The organism is Chthoniobacterales bacterium (assembly GCA_039930045.1).
In the GTDB taxonomy this organism is placed as follows: Bacteria; Verrucomicrobiota; Verrucomicrobiia; order Chthoniobacterales; family DASVRZ01; genus DASVRZ01.
The window spans coordinates 64,982-78,141 of the sequence record JBDSQB010000018.1 but is presented as its reverse complement, the minus strand read 5'-3'; the positions used below and the strand labels follow the sequence as shown (position 1 = coordinate 78,141).

Annotated in this window: 14 protein-coding genes; 6 read left to right on the top strand and 8 right to left on the bottom strand. The window is 59.2% G+C overall.

Annotated elements, in window-relative coordinates; all coding sequences use genetic code 11:
- The first annotated feature begins 3 nt into the window (after positions 1 to 3).
- The gene (locus ABIT76_14515) at positions 4 to 858 is read left to right on the top strand and encodes a sugar phosphate isomerase/epimerase (protein ID MEO7934364.1); all 855 of its coding nucleotides are present in this window, start codon (positions 4 to 6) and stop codon (positions 856 to 858) included.
- On the opposite strand, the gene ABIT76_14510 is transcribed toward ABIT76_14515, so the two are convergent.
- From ABIT76_14510 to ABIT76_14480, 7 genes are all read right to left on the bottom strand, one after another.
- Positions 855 to 2,180, bottom strand: a complete 1,326-nt coding sequence (locus tag ABIT76_14510; protein ID MEO7934363.1) for a GTP-binding protein — start codon at positions 2,178 to 2,180, stop codon at positions 855 to 857. The genes ABIT76_14515 and ABIT76_14510 overlap by 4 nt on opposite strands.
- Positions 2,180 to 3,091 carry a sulfate adenylyltransferase subunit CysD gene (gene cysD, locus ABIT76_14505; protein ID MEO7934362.1) on the bottom strand — a complete coding sequence of 304 codons (912 nt, stop codon included), beginning with the start codon at positions 3,089 to 3,091 and terminating at the stop codon, positions 2,180 to 2,182. Before cysD ends, ABIT76_14510 begins: the two co-directional genes overlap by 1 nt.
- Positions 3,088 to 3,750 (bottom strand): phosphoadenosine phosphosulfate reductase family protein, encoded by a 663-nt coding sequence (locus tag ABIT76_14500; protein ID MEO7934361.1) that lies wholly within the window; start codon positions 3,748 to 3,750, stop codon positions 3,088 to 3,090. The genes cysD and ABIT76_14500 overlap by 4 nt, the downstream gene beginning before the upstream one ends.
- A 63-nt stretch (positions 3,751 to 3,813) precedes the next feature.
- Positions 3,814 to 4,968, bottom strand: coding sequence for a glycosyltransferase (locus ABIT76_14495; GenBank protein ID MEO7934360.1), 1,155 nt, complete (start codon positions 4,966 to 4,968; stop codon positions 3,814 to 3,816).
- Positions 4,969 to 4,976: 8 nt separating this feature from the next.
- A complete protein-coding gene (gene obgE, locus ABIT76_14490) occupies positions 4,977 to 6,062 on the bottom strand; it encodes a GTPase ObgE (protein ID MEO7934359.1) in 1,086 nt (361 codons plus the stop codon).
- 76 nt (positions 6,063 to 6,138) lie between these two features.
- The gene (gene glgA, locus ABIT76_14485; GenBank protein MEO7934358.1) at positions 6,139 to 7,347 is read right to left on the bottom strand and encodes a glycogen synthase; all 1,209 of its coding nucleotides are present in this window, start codon (positions 7,345 to 7,347) and stop codon (positions 6,139 to 6,141) included.
- A 124-nt stretch (positions 7,348 to 7,471) separates the two neighbouring features.
- Positions 7,472 to 7,834: a DUF423 domain-containing protein gene (locus ABIT76_14480; protein MEO7934357.1), complete on the bottom strand. Its 363-nt coding sequence runs from the start codon at positions 7,832 to 7,834 to the stop codon at positions 7,472 to 7,474.
- Between the two features lie 37 nt (positions 7,835 to 7,871).
- Between ABIT76_14480 and ABIT76_14475 the strand changes: the two genes are divergently transcribed.
- Together ABIT76_14475 and ABIT76_14470 are read left to right on the top strand one after the other, a co-directional pair.
- Positions 7,872 to 8,480 (top strand): hypothetical protein, encoded by a 609-nt coding sequence (locus ABIT76_14475; GenBank protein MEO7934356.1) that lies wholly within the window; start codon positions 7,872 to 7,874, stop codon positions 8,478 to 8,480.
- A 98-nt stretch (positions 8,481 to 8,578) separates the two neighbouring features.
- Positions 8,579 to 8,704 (top strand): hypothetical protein, encoded by a 126-nt coding sequence (locus ABIT76_14470; GenBank protein ID MEO7934355.1) that lies wholly within the window; start codon positions 8,579 to 8,581, stop codon positions 8,702 to 8,704.
- 7 nt (positions 8,705 to 8,711) lie between these two features.
- On the opposite strand, the gene ABIT76_14465 is transcribed toward ABIT76_14470, so the two are convergent.
- Positions 8,712 to 10,004, bottom strand: coding sequence for a hypothetical protein (locus tag ABIT76_14465; GenBank protein MEO7934354.1), 1,293 nt, complete (start codon positions 10,002 to 10,004; stop codon positions 8,712 to 8,714).
- Positions 10,005 to 10,126: 122 nt separating this feature from the next.
- Between ABIT76_14465 and ABIT76_14460 the strand changes: the two genes are divergently transcribed.
- The 3 genes from ABIT76_14460 to ABIT76_14450 all read left to right on the top strand — a co-directional run bounded on the left by ABIT76_14460 (position 10,127) and on the right by ABIT76_14450 (position 13,145).
- Positions 10,127 to 11,833: a serine protease gene (locus tag ABIT76_14460; protein MEO7934353.1), complete on the top strand. Its 1,707-nt coding sequence runs from the start codon at positions 10,127 to 10,129 to the stop codon at positions 11,831 to 11,833.
- Positions 11,834 to 11,894: 61 nt separating this feature from the next.
- On the top strand, positions 11,895 to 12,380 hold the full coding sequence (locus ABIT76_14455) for a DUF2062 domain-containing protein (protein ID MEO7934352.1): 486 nt from the start codon (positions 11,895 to 11,897) through the stop codon (positions 12,378 to 12,380).
- A 24-nt stretch (positions 12,381 to 12,404) separates the two neighbouring features.
- Positions 12,405 to 13,145 (top strand): hypothetical protein, encoded by a 741-nt coding sequence (locus tag ABIT76_14450; GenBank protein ID MEO7934351.1) that lies wholly within the window; start codon positions 12,405 to 12,407, stop codon positions 13,143 to 13,145.
- The last annotated feature ends 15 nt before the right edge of the window (positions 13,146 to 13,160 follow it).

Sequence of the window (13,160 nt, the reverse complement as noted above, 5' to 3'; positions counted from 1 at the left end):
ACTATGAAACTCCTCCTTTTTCGCTCGCTCTGGACCAATGGCTTCGACCTCGACACGGCGCTGGACGATTGCAAAACGGGCCGTTTCGACGGCATCGAGGGACCCGTTCCCAGCGACTCTCAAGAGCGGGAAATTTTCTCGGCGAAACTGAGCGATGCGGGCGTTCCTTTCATCGCGGAAATTTGCACCGCTGGCGGTTATGTTCCTAAGAGAATAGCCACCGTCGAACAGCATTTGGAGGATTTTCGCCGCAAGTTAGAAGTCTCCCTCGAATGCGTGCCGCTGTTTCTAACCTCGCTCGCCGGATGCGATGCCTGGCCGCTCGCGCGAAGCGTGGAATTCTTCGGACGCGCCATGGATTTCGCCGCTGCCAGTGGAGTCGCAGTCGGCTTTGAAACGCATCGCAGTCGATCCACTTTTAATCCATGGACCACGCGCGATCTTCTCACCGAGCTGCCTGCGCTGCGGCTCACCTGCGACTACTCGCATTGGTGCTGCGTCTGCGAGCGGTTGATCGACACCGAGCCGGACGTGCTGGCACTATGCGCCGGTCGCGCCCAGCACGTTCACGCTCGGGTCGGCTACGATCAAGGGCCGCAGGTGCCGCATCCCGCCGCGCCGGAATATCTCGCAGCGTTGGAAGCCCACGAGCGCTGGTGGAAAATGATCTGGCTGGCCCACGCCCGTGCGGGACGCGAATTCACGACGATGACGCCGGAGTTTGGGCCGGATGGATATTTGCAGGCGGCTCCGTTTTCGCAAAAACCGGTGGCCGATCTGGACGAGATCAACCGCTGGATGGCGGACCGGATGCGCGCGACGTTTGCCGCAGCGGAGTTAGATTCGAATCTAACTTAGATCGCGAAATCGTTGTATTCTGGCTTCACGGGTTCCGTCGGCGGGAAGAGCATTCCGGCGGCGACGGTGTGGTTCGTCCCCTGCTCGATCAGGATGAAAGAGCCGGTGAGCCGGTTGGTGCCGTAGCCGTCAAAAACAAGCGGCTTCGCAGTGCGCAGGCGAATTTCGCCAATACCATTCATCGCGAGCTGCGCGGGCGCTGGTTCGTGCTCGAACGTGCGGATATCGATGCAACTCTCGATGCTCGTGACCGCCGCCTGGACAGTCTGCGAAGTGTGCTTGAGGAAATATTTGTTGCCGCGCTGCAGTGGACGCGGGTGCATCCAGCAGACGCGGGCGCGCAGTTCGGTGCCCATGCCGGGGAGGTTGTCGAGACCGATGATCATGTCGCCGCGGCTCACGTCCAAGTCGTCCTCAAGGCAGAGCGTGACGGATTGTGGGGCGAACGCCTCGTCGAGTTCGCCGTCGAGCGTCCAGATGCTTTTCACCGTGCTTTTTAACCCGCTTGGGAGAACCATGATTTTTTCCCCACGCCGGACGATGCCGCCAGCGATTTGCCCACTGAGACCGCGGAAATCGTGGAGCGAATGATCCGTGGGATTGTTTGGGCGATTGACCCATTGCACGGGCATCCGGAAGGCGGTGAGGTTCACGTCGCTGGCGATGTGGACGGTCTCCAGATGGTGCAGCAAACTCGGCCCCTCATACCACGGAGTCTTGTCGGATGGACCAACGACATTATCACCACTGAGCGCGCTGATCGGGATAAATTTTACGTCCTTCGCCATGTCGAGCTTGGGCAGGAAACCCTCGATGGCGTCGCGGATTTCGAGGAAACGCTCTTGGCTCCAGTCGACGAGATCCATTTTATTCACGGCGACGACGAGATGCGGAATGCCGAGCAGCGCCGCGATGCAGGTATGGCGGCGGGTTTGCTCGATCACGCCATGCCGCGCATCGACGAGGATGACGGAGAGGTTGGCCGTGCTCGCGCCGGTGACCATGTTGCGCGTGTATTGGATGTGGCCAGGCGTGTCGGCGACGATGAATTTGCGCCGCGGCGTGGCGAAATAACGATACGCGACGTCGATGGTGATGCCCTGTTCGCGTTCGGCGCGAAGGCCATCGGTGAGATTGGCGAGATTGATCTGTCCGCCGCCGGTAATGTCGGCGGAGCGTTCCAGCGCCTCGATTTGGTCCTCCATCAGCGACTTTGTGTCGTATAAAAGACGGCCGATGAGAGTGGATTTTCCGTCATCGACGGAGCCGCAGGTGTTGAAGCGGAGGAGTTCGACGGGATGTCCGGTGGTGGTTTGGCTCATTAGAAATACCCCTGCTTTTTGCGGTCTTCCATCGCGGCCTCACTCGATTTGTCGTCGGCACGCGAGCCGCGTTCGGTCACACGAGCGGCGGCAATTTCGGCAATGATGTCATCGACGGTGTTAGCCGGACTTTCGACGAGTCCGGTGCTGATGATGTCGCCGATGGTGCGGACGCGGACGGTGAGTTCGCGCACTTCCTCCTTGTCCTTCGGCGGCAGAATTTCGCTGACCGGGAGCCACTGGCCGCCCCGGCGAACGGACTGGCGGCGGTGGGAAAAATAGATGGTCGGCACTTCGAGTTGCTCGCGCTTGATGTATTCCCAGACGTCCATTTCGGTCCAGTTGGAGAGCGGAAAAACGCGCATGTTTTCGCCGGGATTCACGCGGGCGTTGTAGAGATTCCAGATTTCGGGGCGCTGGTTTTTCGGATCCCATTGGCCAAAGGCATCGCGGAAACTGAAGAAACGTTCCTTGGCCCGCGCTTTTTCCTCATCGCGCCGGGCACCGCCGATGGCGCAATCGAATTGAAACTCCTCCAGCGCCGCGAGCAGCGTGGGAATTTGCAGTCGATTGCGGCTCACTTCGCCGGGCGAAGGATGCGCGATACCTGCGGCAATGGCGTCCTCAACTTTGCGGATGATCAGTTTGCCGCCGAGTTCTGCGGCGCGTTTGTCGCGAAATACATTCAACTCGGGAAAATGGTGGCCGGTGTCCACGTTGAGAAACGGCATCGGAATGTCCGATGGACGAAACGCTTTTTCTGCGAGGCGCAGGAGGCAGATGGAATCTTTTCCGCCCGAAAAAAGCAGCGCGGGCCGCTCAAACTCGGCCGCAACCTCGCGCATCACATGGATGGCTTCGGTTTCCAGATAATCGAGGTGATCGAGTTGGTAGGAAGTCACGGCACTCATACTTTCACCGCCGCTCCGCCCCAGGCTGCATGCAGGCCGCACTCGCGCTTTTCGTCGGCCTTGGCTGGATCGAAATAATCCCACTCGTTCGGTAGCGAATGCTCCTGGCAATAGGCGTGCATGTCGCGGTCGGTCCAGCGAAAGACAGGGCTGATTTTCAGTGAACCGAAGTTTCCGTCTGCGCTGACGATGTCGAGCCCGGCGCGGTTCGGGTTCTGCACTTCCCGCAGGCCGGTGATCCAAATCGTCGGCGCAAGCTCGCGCATTCCGCGCTGAAAAGGCTCGAGTTTCATCGTGGTGCTGAAGGCTTTGATCCGCTCCTCGTTTTCAGGCGTCGGCTCGGGCGCACCGCCGTAAATGGCATCGTAGTGCGCCGTGGTGACTCGCGGGACGAAGGCTTGAATGTTCAGCTTAAGCAGATTTTTCACCTCTTCCGCGTGCCGGTAAGTCGCGGGCTTGTTGTAGCCATGATCGACCCAAAGCACCGGAATATCGGGCTGCACTTGAGTGGCGAGGTGCAAAACGACGGCTTCGTAAGGCCGGAAATTGGTGGAAACAATGGCCCGTCCATTCGCCTGTTCGATGGCCCAGCGAACGATTTCCAGCGGAGATCGGTCGCGGAGCAGCACATTTGCCTGAGTGATTTCTTCAGCAGTCATAATTCTCTATAGGTTAATAGGGAAACGAATTTAGCCAGCAGATTGGCGCTGGCAATCAGATATTCAGCGGCTTCCGGCGATTTGAATGGCTTCATCATAATAGCTCTCCAGCTTGGCGATTTGCGCGCCTTGCTCGAAATTTTCCCGGACGGATGCCGCCGCTACCTGTCCCATCGAAAGACGACGGGAAAAATCCTGCCCCAGCTCCAGCATGGCCGCAGCGAGTGCAGTTACATCCTTTTCTGGAACCAGGAGACCGGTTTTTCCATGTTCCACCGCCTCGGGGATTCCGCCGTGAATGGTCGCCACCACAGGCAAACCCGTGGCCATGGCCTCAAGGAGCGAATTCGGCACGCCTTCCTGATCCGACTGAGCCGTGATTTCGCTGGGATGAACAAAAATGTCGGAATTCGCATACCATTCCCGCAGAGCTGCTTGATCCAAAAATCCGACAAACTGAACGTAAGGAGCGAGTCCGAGTCGAGCCACCAAGCTGGCGAGTTCTTCCGCCATCGGACCTGCGCCGGCGATTACCAATGTGCTCCCGGGCAACTGGCGGCGAATCTTAGAAAATGCCTCGATGGTGGTGCGAAGCCCTTTCTTTTCAATCAATCGGCAGGCTTGGATAAACCGCAGAGGCACCTTCCCATGTGATGACCTGTCGATATATTTCAATTGATCGAGCGGAATACCGGTGCGGTTGATCCGTATTTTTTCAGCAGGACAACCCAAGTCCCTCAAGCGAACTGCCAGCGACTCCGATCTCGCCATCGCAATGGGGATGATTTGTAATAATTTTTTGAGGTTTCCCAAATACTCGGGGCGATCTGCGCGAGGCATCACGTCAGCACCATGAAAAGACACCGCGCAGGGCATTTTCGACTCCTCGATGAACGGCAAAAGATGCACTCCGGTGTGCCCAAAATAGATATGGAGGAGGTCCGGCTGATGGACTTTGAGTGCACTCTCCAGAACCGCATATTCACCACGGTAAATGAAGGCAGTTTTTTTGTAGATATACTTGGAGACCAGACGCTTAAGCAGGTTGATACTCGGTTTATCCAATTTTACTACAGGTTCGAAAGGGAAGTCTGCCTGGTGTTGACGTGTCTTGGTGATGACGACATTTTCATATCGCTTCAATCCAGTGACCTGCCGGTAGATATGCAGCATCTCCGGCTTGAGGAAAACCGTGCAGTAACTGGCAACTTTCGGCATGGGAACACTCAGAGAATCAACTCAGCCAGCCGCTTTTTCAGTTCATCGATTCCGACTGATTTGTCAGCAGAGATTTCGATGATTTCCGGCTTCGGATAACGGATGCGGAAGATGCGCAGATTCTCCTCTGACTCCGGCAAATCCATCTTGTTCGCGATGACCAGCCATTGGCGTTGCGCGAGTGTGGGATCGTAAAGAACGATCTCCTCGCGCAACCGAACCAGATCGTCGAAAGGATTTCTTCCCTCGCTGCCGGCCATGTCGATGACAAAGAGGAGCAACTTGCAGCGCACCACATGGCGCAAAAAGTCGTGGCCCAAGCCCACATTGCGATGAGCCCCTTCGATCAAGCCAGGGATGTCCGCGACAGTGAAACGTCCGAAGTTTTCCACATCGACCACACCGATCATCGGTGTGAGCGTGGTGAAGGGATAGGGCGCAATCTTCGGATGCGCCGCAGAAACCTGGCTGATCAAGGTTGATTTTCCAGCATTCGGATAACCGACCAAGCCCGCGTCGGCGATCTTGCGCAGCTCAAAATAGTAATAGCCCCGCTCGCCCGGCGTGCCTTCGGTGTATTCGACTGGAACTCGATTCGTCGAGCTCTTGAAATGGATGTTCCCCTTCCCGCCTTTGCCGCCTTGGCAGAGGATAAATTCCTGGCCCGGTTCCGTCAGGTCGGCCACGAGTTCCAACTCCTCAATCGGCAAACCCTTTTTCTGCAACGGCTTTTCCACCGGCTCTGCGTTCTCATCCTCCTCTTCAAAACCCGTTTTCGGAACTGGCACCAGTCTTTCCGGCACTCGGTAAATAGCCGTGCCCACTGGGAGCAAGGCGATCTTATTTTCGGCGGATTTGCCGGATTTCTGACGGCCAGAACCTCCGTTGCCACTCTTGGCTTTGATCTTCGGGTCGTAGTAAAAAGAAACCAGATTATCCACTTGCTCGCTGGCCTTGAGAATCACACTCCCCCCGCGTCCGCCGTCGCCTCCGTCGGGACCGCCGCGCGGGATAAATTTCTCGCGCCGGAAGGAAACCGAGCCGCGTCCGCCATCGCCGGCCTCGGCATAAATTCTAATTTGATCTACGAACATAATCTAAGTCCGACGTTCGCCGGGTTCGGAGTATAGCCGTCGGGAATGGTTCGTCAAAGGCTCATCCACAGGACGACTAGCGAGCCGCCTGCAACTCCTCATACAAATCCCGCGTCTGCGCGGCGATCGCCGACCAGCTAAACTTCTCCAGCGCACGGCGGCGACCGGCTTGACCCATCTTTTTCCGCTTCTCGGGATCGCGCATCAGCTCATTGATCGGCGCGGCCAGATCGCGGGCAAAACGATCCGGGTCCACCGGCTCAAATGGACTCGCAGTCATCTGCTCCAGCGGCACGAGATAACCCGTTTCGCCATGAACAACGACCTCTTTGATGCCACCGACCGCGCTCGCGACCACGGCTGTTTCGCACGCCATCGCTTCGAGATTAATGATCCCAAACGGCTCGTAAATCGACGGGCAGCAGAAAACCGCCGCATGGGAATAAAACTCAATCGCCTCCGCCTTGCTTACCATGTCGGAGATCCAGAAAATATCGGCCCGCAACGCCTGCGCGGCGGCCACAGCGGCTTGCATCTCGGCCGCGATCTCCGGGGTGTCGGGCGCGCCGGCACAGAGGACGATCTGGAAGCCGGGGTCGAGATATTTGATGGCGTTGACGAGGTGAACGATGCCCTTTTGACGCGCGATGCGTCCCACAAAAAGAAGGTAGGGCCGAGTCGGATCGATACCGTGCCGCACCAGCGCCTCGTTACCCGTGGCTGGCTGATATTGAGCGGGTTCGATGCCGTTGTAGATGATGCGGATCTTCGATTCATCGACATCGAAAAGACCGAGCACATCGCGTTTCGTCTCCTCGGAAACAGCGATGATCGCGTCTGCCATTTCGATGCAAGTCCGCTCCAGCCAGACGGAAAAATCGTAGCCGTGCCCGAGCTGCTCGCGTTTCCACGGGCGCAGCGGTTCGAGCGAATGAATCGTGACCACGAGCGGAATCCCGTAGCAAAGCTTGGCCAGGATTCCGCCAAAATGGCTATACCACGTGTGGCAATGGACCACGTCGGCGTCGATGTTCGTCGTGTTGAAATCCGTGCAGCGTCGGATCGCGCCGAAGACCGATTTCAGATTCGCGGGACTAGTGAAATCCGTCGTGTCGAGGGAGAAACCCTTCACCGTCAGCCTTGGATCGTCGCTCTGTTGCTCGCCGAAACAGCGCACCTCCACATCGAGAAGTTTCGCCAGTTCCTTGCTCAAATAATCCACGTGGACACCGGCACCGCCGTAGATGTGAGGAGGAAATTCGTTGGTGAGCAGGAGGGCTTTCATGGCGTTATACTGTTCGCCGGACGACTTCGCGACAAGCCAGAATCAACGGCATCTGAGGACAGATGCCCTCCAAGGTGGCCAACCCTGGTGAAGGGCATTGGTCTTAAGTGCCTCGGATTCCACCCTAACTCGGCTCGTTTTTTCCCAGCACCAGACTTCCCCACCCCGCCAGCAGCGCGAGACCACCGAAGGGCGTGATGATCGCCAGCCATTTCACGCCCGTGAGCGCGTAAATGTAGAGCGACCCGCTGAAGACCAGCACGCCGATGAGAAACGCCCACCAGCTCCAGCGGCGCGCGGCGTATTCGCGGCTGAGGACCAGCAACACCACCCCGTGCAGCAGGTGATAAAGCGAGGCCGTGCCCCAGGGCTTCACGGTGTCGAGCGCGATGAGCCGACTGGAAAACGCATGAGCGCCAAACGCTCCCAGAGCCACTCCGAGAAAGGCGAGCGCGGCGGCGAGGCGAAAGGCGGTGGAGGATTTCATGTTGGTCAATCGCGGAGGGCAAAGCTAGTCATGGGTCGTGAATTATCGAGCGCTATTTCTCGCCGCCGTCCTGCCCGGCTGCCTGACTTTGGGGGCCCCATCCGCCACGGCTGCCGGGAGCGCCACGACGGCAGCCGACCCCAAGCTCGCCGCCGAGAAAGCAATGGAACTCGCCCGCGCCGCCGTTGCCGCCGATCCGCAGAATGGCCGGGCGCACGTCGCGCTCGCCATCGCCCTCGGAAAAATGACCGATTTCACCGACAACCGCACCAAACTCGCCTACGCCCGGGAGATCAAAGCCGAGGCCGAGATCGGACTGCGACTCGACCCCACCAACGTCAAAGCCTGCCGCATCCTCGCCCAATGGCACGACTCCATCCTGCGGCTGAACCCCGTGTTGAAAGCCCTCGCCGCCACGCTTTACGGGGCCTTCCCCGAAGCCTCCGCCGTCGATGCCGAGAAGTATTTCCGCCGGGCCACGCGCCTCGCCCCGCAAAGCATCGCCACCCACGGCGACCTCGCCGCCTACCTCCAGCGTCAGGACCGCGCCAGTGAAGCGCAACTCGAATGGAAAAAAATCCTCGCGCTCACCGCTGCGGACGCCGAAGACCGCCGCTACCTCGAAGAAGCAAAGAGAATGGACTAAACCCTAATGACAACCGAGTCTTGGTAAGTTCATCCAACCCTCAACCCCTCACATCTATGATCTCTCACGGAGAAAAGTGCAGCCATTGTCACGCGAACATGAGCCTGCCCAAACTTGTCACGGACGGACCCAAGAAAGGCCAGTATCGCACCGTCTGCAGCCAGTGCGGACACATCGAGTATCATCTCGACCTGGCATTTTTGCAGCCGAAGCCGACGCATTGATAACGATCTAAGTTCCCATAGGCTCGATCGACATCGTGCCGGTGGTCATCGTGTAGGCGTCGGCCAGTGGCATCCGCTTCAGTTCATGGCCCGCGCCCCAGGTGTCGGAGAACAACACTTCCGAGGTTTTCGCATTGTAGCCGATGAGCAATCGCATGTGGCCGCCCGCATTGGCCGAGACGCCTTTCTCGGGGATTTTGCCCAGCATCACGGTCCAGAGAAGGGGTGTGCCGCGGTTGACGTGCTCCTCAAGGGAACGCTCGAAACGCGTGAGATCGCCGGGGTTTTTCGTGCGCGTCTCCTTCAGCACGTTGCCATCCATCGCCTCATAGACATTGCTCAGGCTGATCATGTTTCCCTGATCGGGAATGGGCGTCATCTTGTAGCGTTTCGCATTGCGATTGTAGTCGGCCATCAAGCGCACGACGTCCTTGTAGTCGGTCTTTTCGATCTCGTGCACGCGCACTTTCAACCGGGTGCTGAGTTTCTTGAGCGCCTCGTACATGGCGTCGTAACTCGTGCCACCAGCCGCCGAGGAATTGGCGACCTGGGCGAGTTCATTGGCATCGACCGGGTTGCCATAATAACGCATTACGCGCTCCGTCGCCGCGACCACGCAATAGCCCTTCTGCCCCTGGTCCACCATCGGCACATCGCCGATCCAGACATCGCCGGTGGCCGGATCGCGCTTCACGTGTTCCGACCCGATGAATTTCCCGCTCGGGGCCTGCAGGATCTGCGCGGCCAGCCCCAGCTTCTTCTCGGGAGGCGTCATTTCCAGCCGGACAAACTCCGCGCGAAACGGGATGTGTATCGACTTTATCTCGCGCACCTTGCTGTATTCGAGCAGGTAACGCCCCGTCGGGGTAGTCCAGACCAGGCCCTCCGCCTTCACCGCGCTCGTCTGATCTTTCCCGCGCACGGCAAACTTCACCTGCGTGGCCGTGTTCAATGCCTCGCAACTCGTCCGCACCAGCGTGTCGTATTGCGTCTCCGAAATCTCGCCCGCATCGCCGCGCGCATAGAAAACCACCGTCATCTGCTTGAGCGCGCCGCCCTCGAAACGCGCCACGCATTCCACCGCCTTCTGGCCAAACGCCGTCATATCCTTCACCGCCGCGCGGGCGGAATCCTTCGCCGCTGAAGTCCACTCAAAGCCGAGCGGTTCGCCTGCCGCCATGAACGTCTCCGGCGTCTGCGTCCAGAGGTCGGAGCTAGTCAGCACCGGATCGAGCGGCGCGGCGGAAATCCAGGAACCCAGCGCAACGAGGATGAGAAAAGCAGAGAGAATTCGTTTCATGAAAAGGCACGGGATGGGACCACAGCTTTATCGCTCGGCATGGGCGCGTCAACCGACGGTTCAGGCAGTGCGAGCGTGAATCGAGTTTGATCTTTATCTGGACCACTGTTTGTCTCACGGACATGCGCCTTACGTTTCTGCAGTGGATTTTCCTACCCATGCTGGCCTTCATCATTGCCACGGGAACGCCAGCCGTGCTCGCCCAGGCGCCGGACGCCGCAGCGGGTGAGACCGTCTTCGGTGGCGGACTTTCCCTCGTGCTCCCGCCCGGTTGGAAGACGAGCGTCCTGAATACCTCCGAGCCGCCAAAGGATCGGCACCAGTCCTTCGACGACCCCGACACGCTGGTGTTGCTGGCGCAGGCCAGGTCGGGGGACGCCAAACGCTCGGCCAGCCTCACCCTGTTGCGCGATGATTCATTTGGAGGTCACGCCGGACCCATGGCCCGGAAGGAAATGCTCGCGCGTCTCAACGAACTCGTCCTCGCCAGCGGATTTACCTCCGGACGCATGAGTGAAAAAGGCCATGCCGACGGACCTCGCAACGTCCTCCTGGGCACCATCGACGGCGTCGCTGCGGATGGGCAGAAGCGCATCTTTAACTGCGTGACCATCAATCGTTTTCCGCAATCCAGCTTTCGTTGCTATTGGCAATACGACCCCACCGACCCCGTGGCCCAGGGGGAATTTGACTCCTGGCTGGCGACGGTCTCCATCGACCACTCCAAGGTGGCCGACGTCCTGTCGGGAGCTTCGACCATGGATGTTGCCGCCTCCTCTTCAACGCCAGCGGTTGCCAGCGCCGATGGCACCCCGCCCGCCGCTGCCGGCCTGCCGATCCCGGAGATTCCCTCCGCAGCCACGGGCGAGATGATTAACAAAAACCGGGCCAGTCTCATCGTTGTCCAGGGCGACAAAGGCATGGGTAGCGGCTTTGTTTGCAACTTCAATGGCGAGCCCTGGCTCCTGACCAACGCCCACGTTCTCAGCAATAATCCCCATCCGCGCTTCTCGACCATCGGCGGCGCCGTCACCGCCAATGGGCCCGCCTTCCTCGCTGTCGATCACGACATTTGCAAGATCAAGATGCCCGCCGGCACCGCCGCACTCGAAGTCATGTCCGAGGCCGATTCCAACATCAAAATCGGCGACGCCATCGTCGTGCTGGGCAATGCTGAGGGCCAGGGCGTAATCCATCCATTTCAAGGCCACATCGTCGGCATGGGCCCTAATCTGGTCGAAGTCGATGCCCCATTCGTCCCCGGCAACAGCGGCAGTCCGATCATTCACAGCGCTACCGGAAAAGTCATCGGCATCGCCACCTACCTCGTCACCAAGAAAGTGGCCGATACCGACGAAAAAACCGCAACCGGAGAGAAGGCCGACAAAGCCGTCAAGGAAACCATCCGCCGTTTCGGCTATCGCATCGACAACGTGCAAACGTGGGAACCCATCAACTGGCCCCGCTTCTACGCGCAATCCGCCCAAGCCTCCAGCATCCAGACCACTGGCGAGGAATTTCAGCAACTCTTCGCCGATGCCAGAGCCAAGAAATTGTTTGCCTCCAGCTACCACAACGTCGGCATCCAGCGCGCCCTCGACACCTACGCCAGCCGCATCCGCACAGGCTCGCACATGAGCGACGCCGACCGCTCCTTCGCCGTGCGCGAGCTGCTCGCCAACCTGCGCACCGCCTCGCAAACCGATGTCCGCGCCTTCGACAGCCGCAACGCCTATGACTATTTTCGCCGCACCGTGGCCGACGAAAGCCGCTTCCGCGACGAGATCTACTCCGGCTTCACCCGCTCGCTTAATTCCACCACGCCGTAGGAAACCTTTTTCCGGCATTCAGCCTTCGCGAGCCGCGCGAATAGGTTGCAACTCCGCACTCTTGAAAACTTGGAACCTGAAGCAATTCGCCCGCGCACAATTCGCTGCCTTGCACCAGATCCGCGACCAGCCCCATGCCGTTGCGGGCGGCGTCGCCATCGGGATGTTTTGGGGATTCACCCCGCTCACGGGGCTAAAGACCTTGTTCTCCATTGCCTGCGCCTGGGTCTTTCGTTGCAGCAAAATCGCCGCCGCCGTTGCGGTCAGTTTCCATGACATTCTTACTCCCGTCTGGCCCATCATCCTGCGCTGGGAATACGACCTCGGCTACTGGCTCCTGAGTCATCCGCACCGCTTCCCGCCCCACTTACACATGGGCGAAGGGCATTGGCGTGACTGGTTTCACCTGAAAACACTGCAAGTCCTCTGGCCCATGTTCCTCGGGTCGCTCGCCTTCGCCATTCCGATCTCACTCGTCTCTTACTGGATCGTCGAGAAATCCCTCGAACGTTATCAGCACCAGCACAACTCGAAGTCCGTCATTTAACTACCTGCCCCAACGTTTCCATCCATGAGGTCTTTTCTCTTCTTTCTCGTCCTCTGCGGCGCGTGCTACGGCGGGTATCGTTACCTTCACCGCAACGACACCGCTGTAGTGGCCTCCGTTTCCCCGGCCAGCGGCGATGCCACTCCAGCCAGCGTCACCCCGCCCGTAGACCCGGTAACCGGCACACCCCTGGCACCTTGCACCCGCTGCCAGGGCTCCGGAACCATTCGCTGCACCGCACCGCATTGCGCCGAAGGCTGGGTCGATTGCCCCGGCAAATGCCTGAAACTCTCCGTAGGCCGCTGGGAACACATGGACGTGCCAGGTCACGACCCCAAGGAACTCTGGCAGAAATTCACCTACCCCGGCGGACACGCCGCCTGGACCACGGCGCACGTTGGCCAGGTCATCGAAATGCGCGACCACAAGGCCGTGAACATCGGCGCCTGCCCCGTCTGCGGCGGCAAAGCCAAAGTCCCGTGCAAAATCTGCCAGAGCACCGGCCACATCGTCTGCCCTGTCTGCCACGGCAGGAAATTCCTCCCCGTCCGCCTCGTGCGCCCCGCCACTCCGACAGCTTCCTCCAGCGAAAGCCATTCCGCAGTGCCCGTGAAAACCCGCGACGACGCCATTCGTCTGAAGGACGGCAGCGTCATCCACGGCCAGATCGTCGTCAGCGACCCCACCGCCGTCTGGGTCCGCCAAACCAACGGCGGCACAATCCAAATCCCCAAAAGCAAACTGCTCCAGCCCGCCGGACACTGAGTTGAAGCTTCCTCT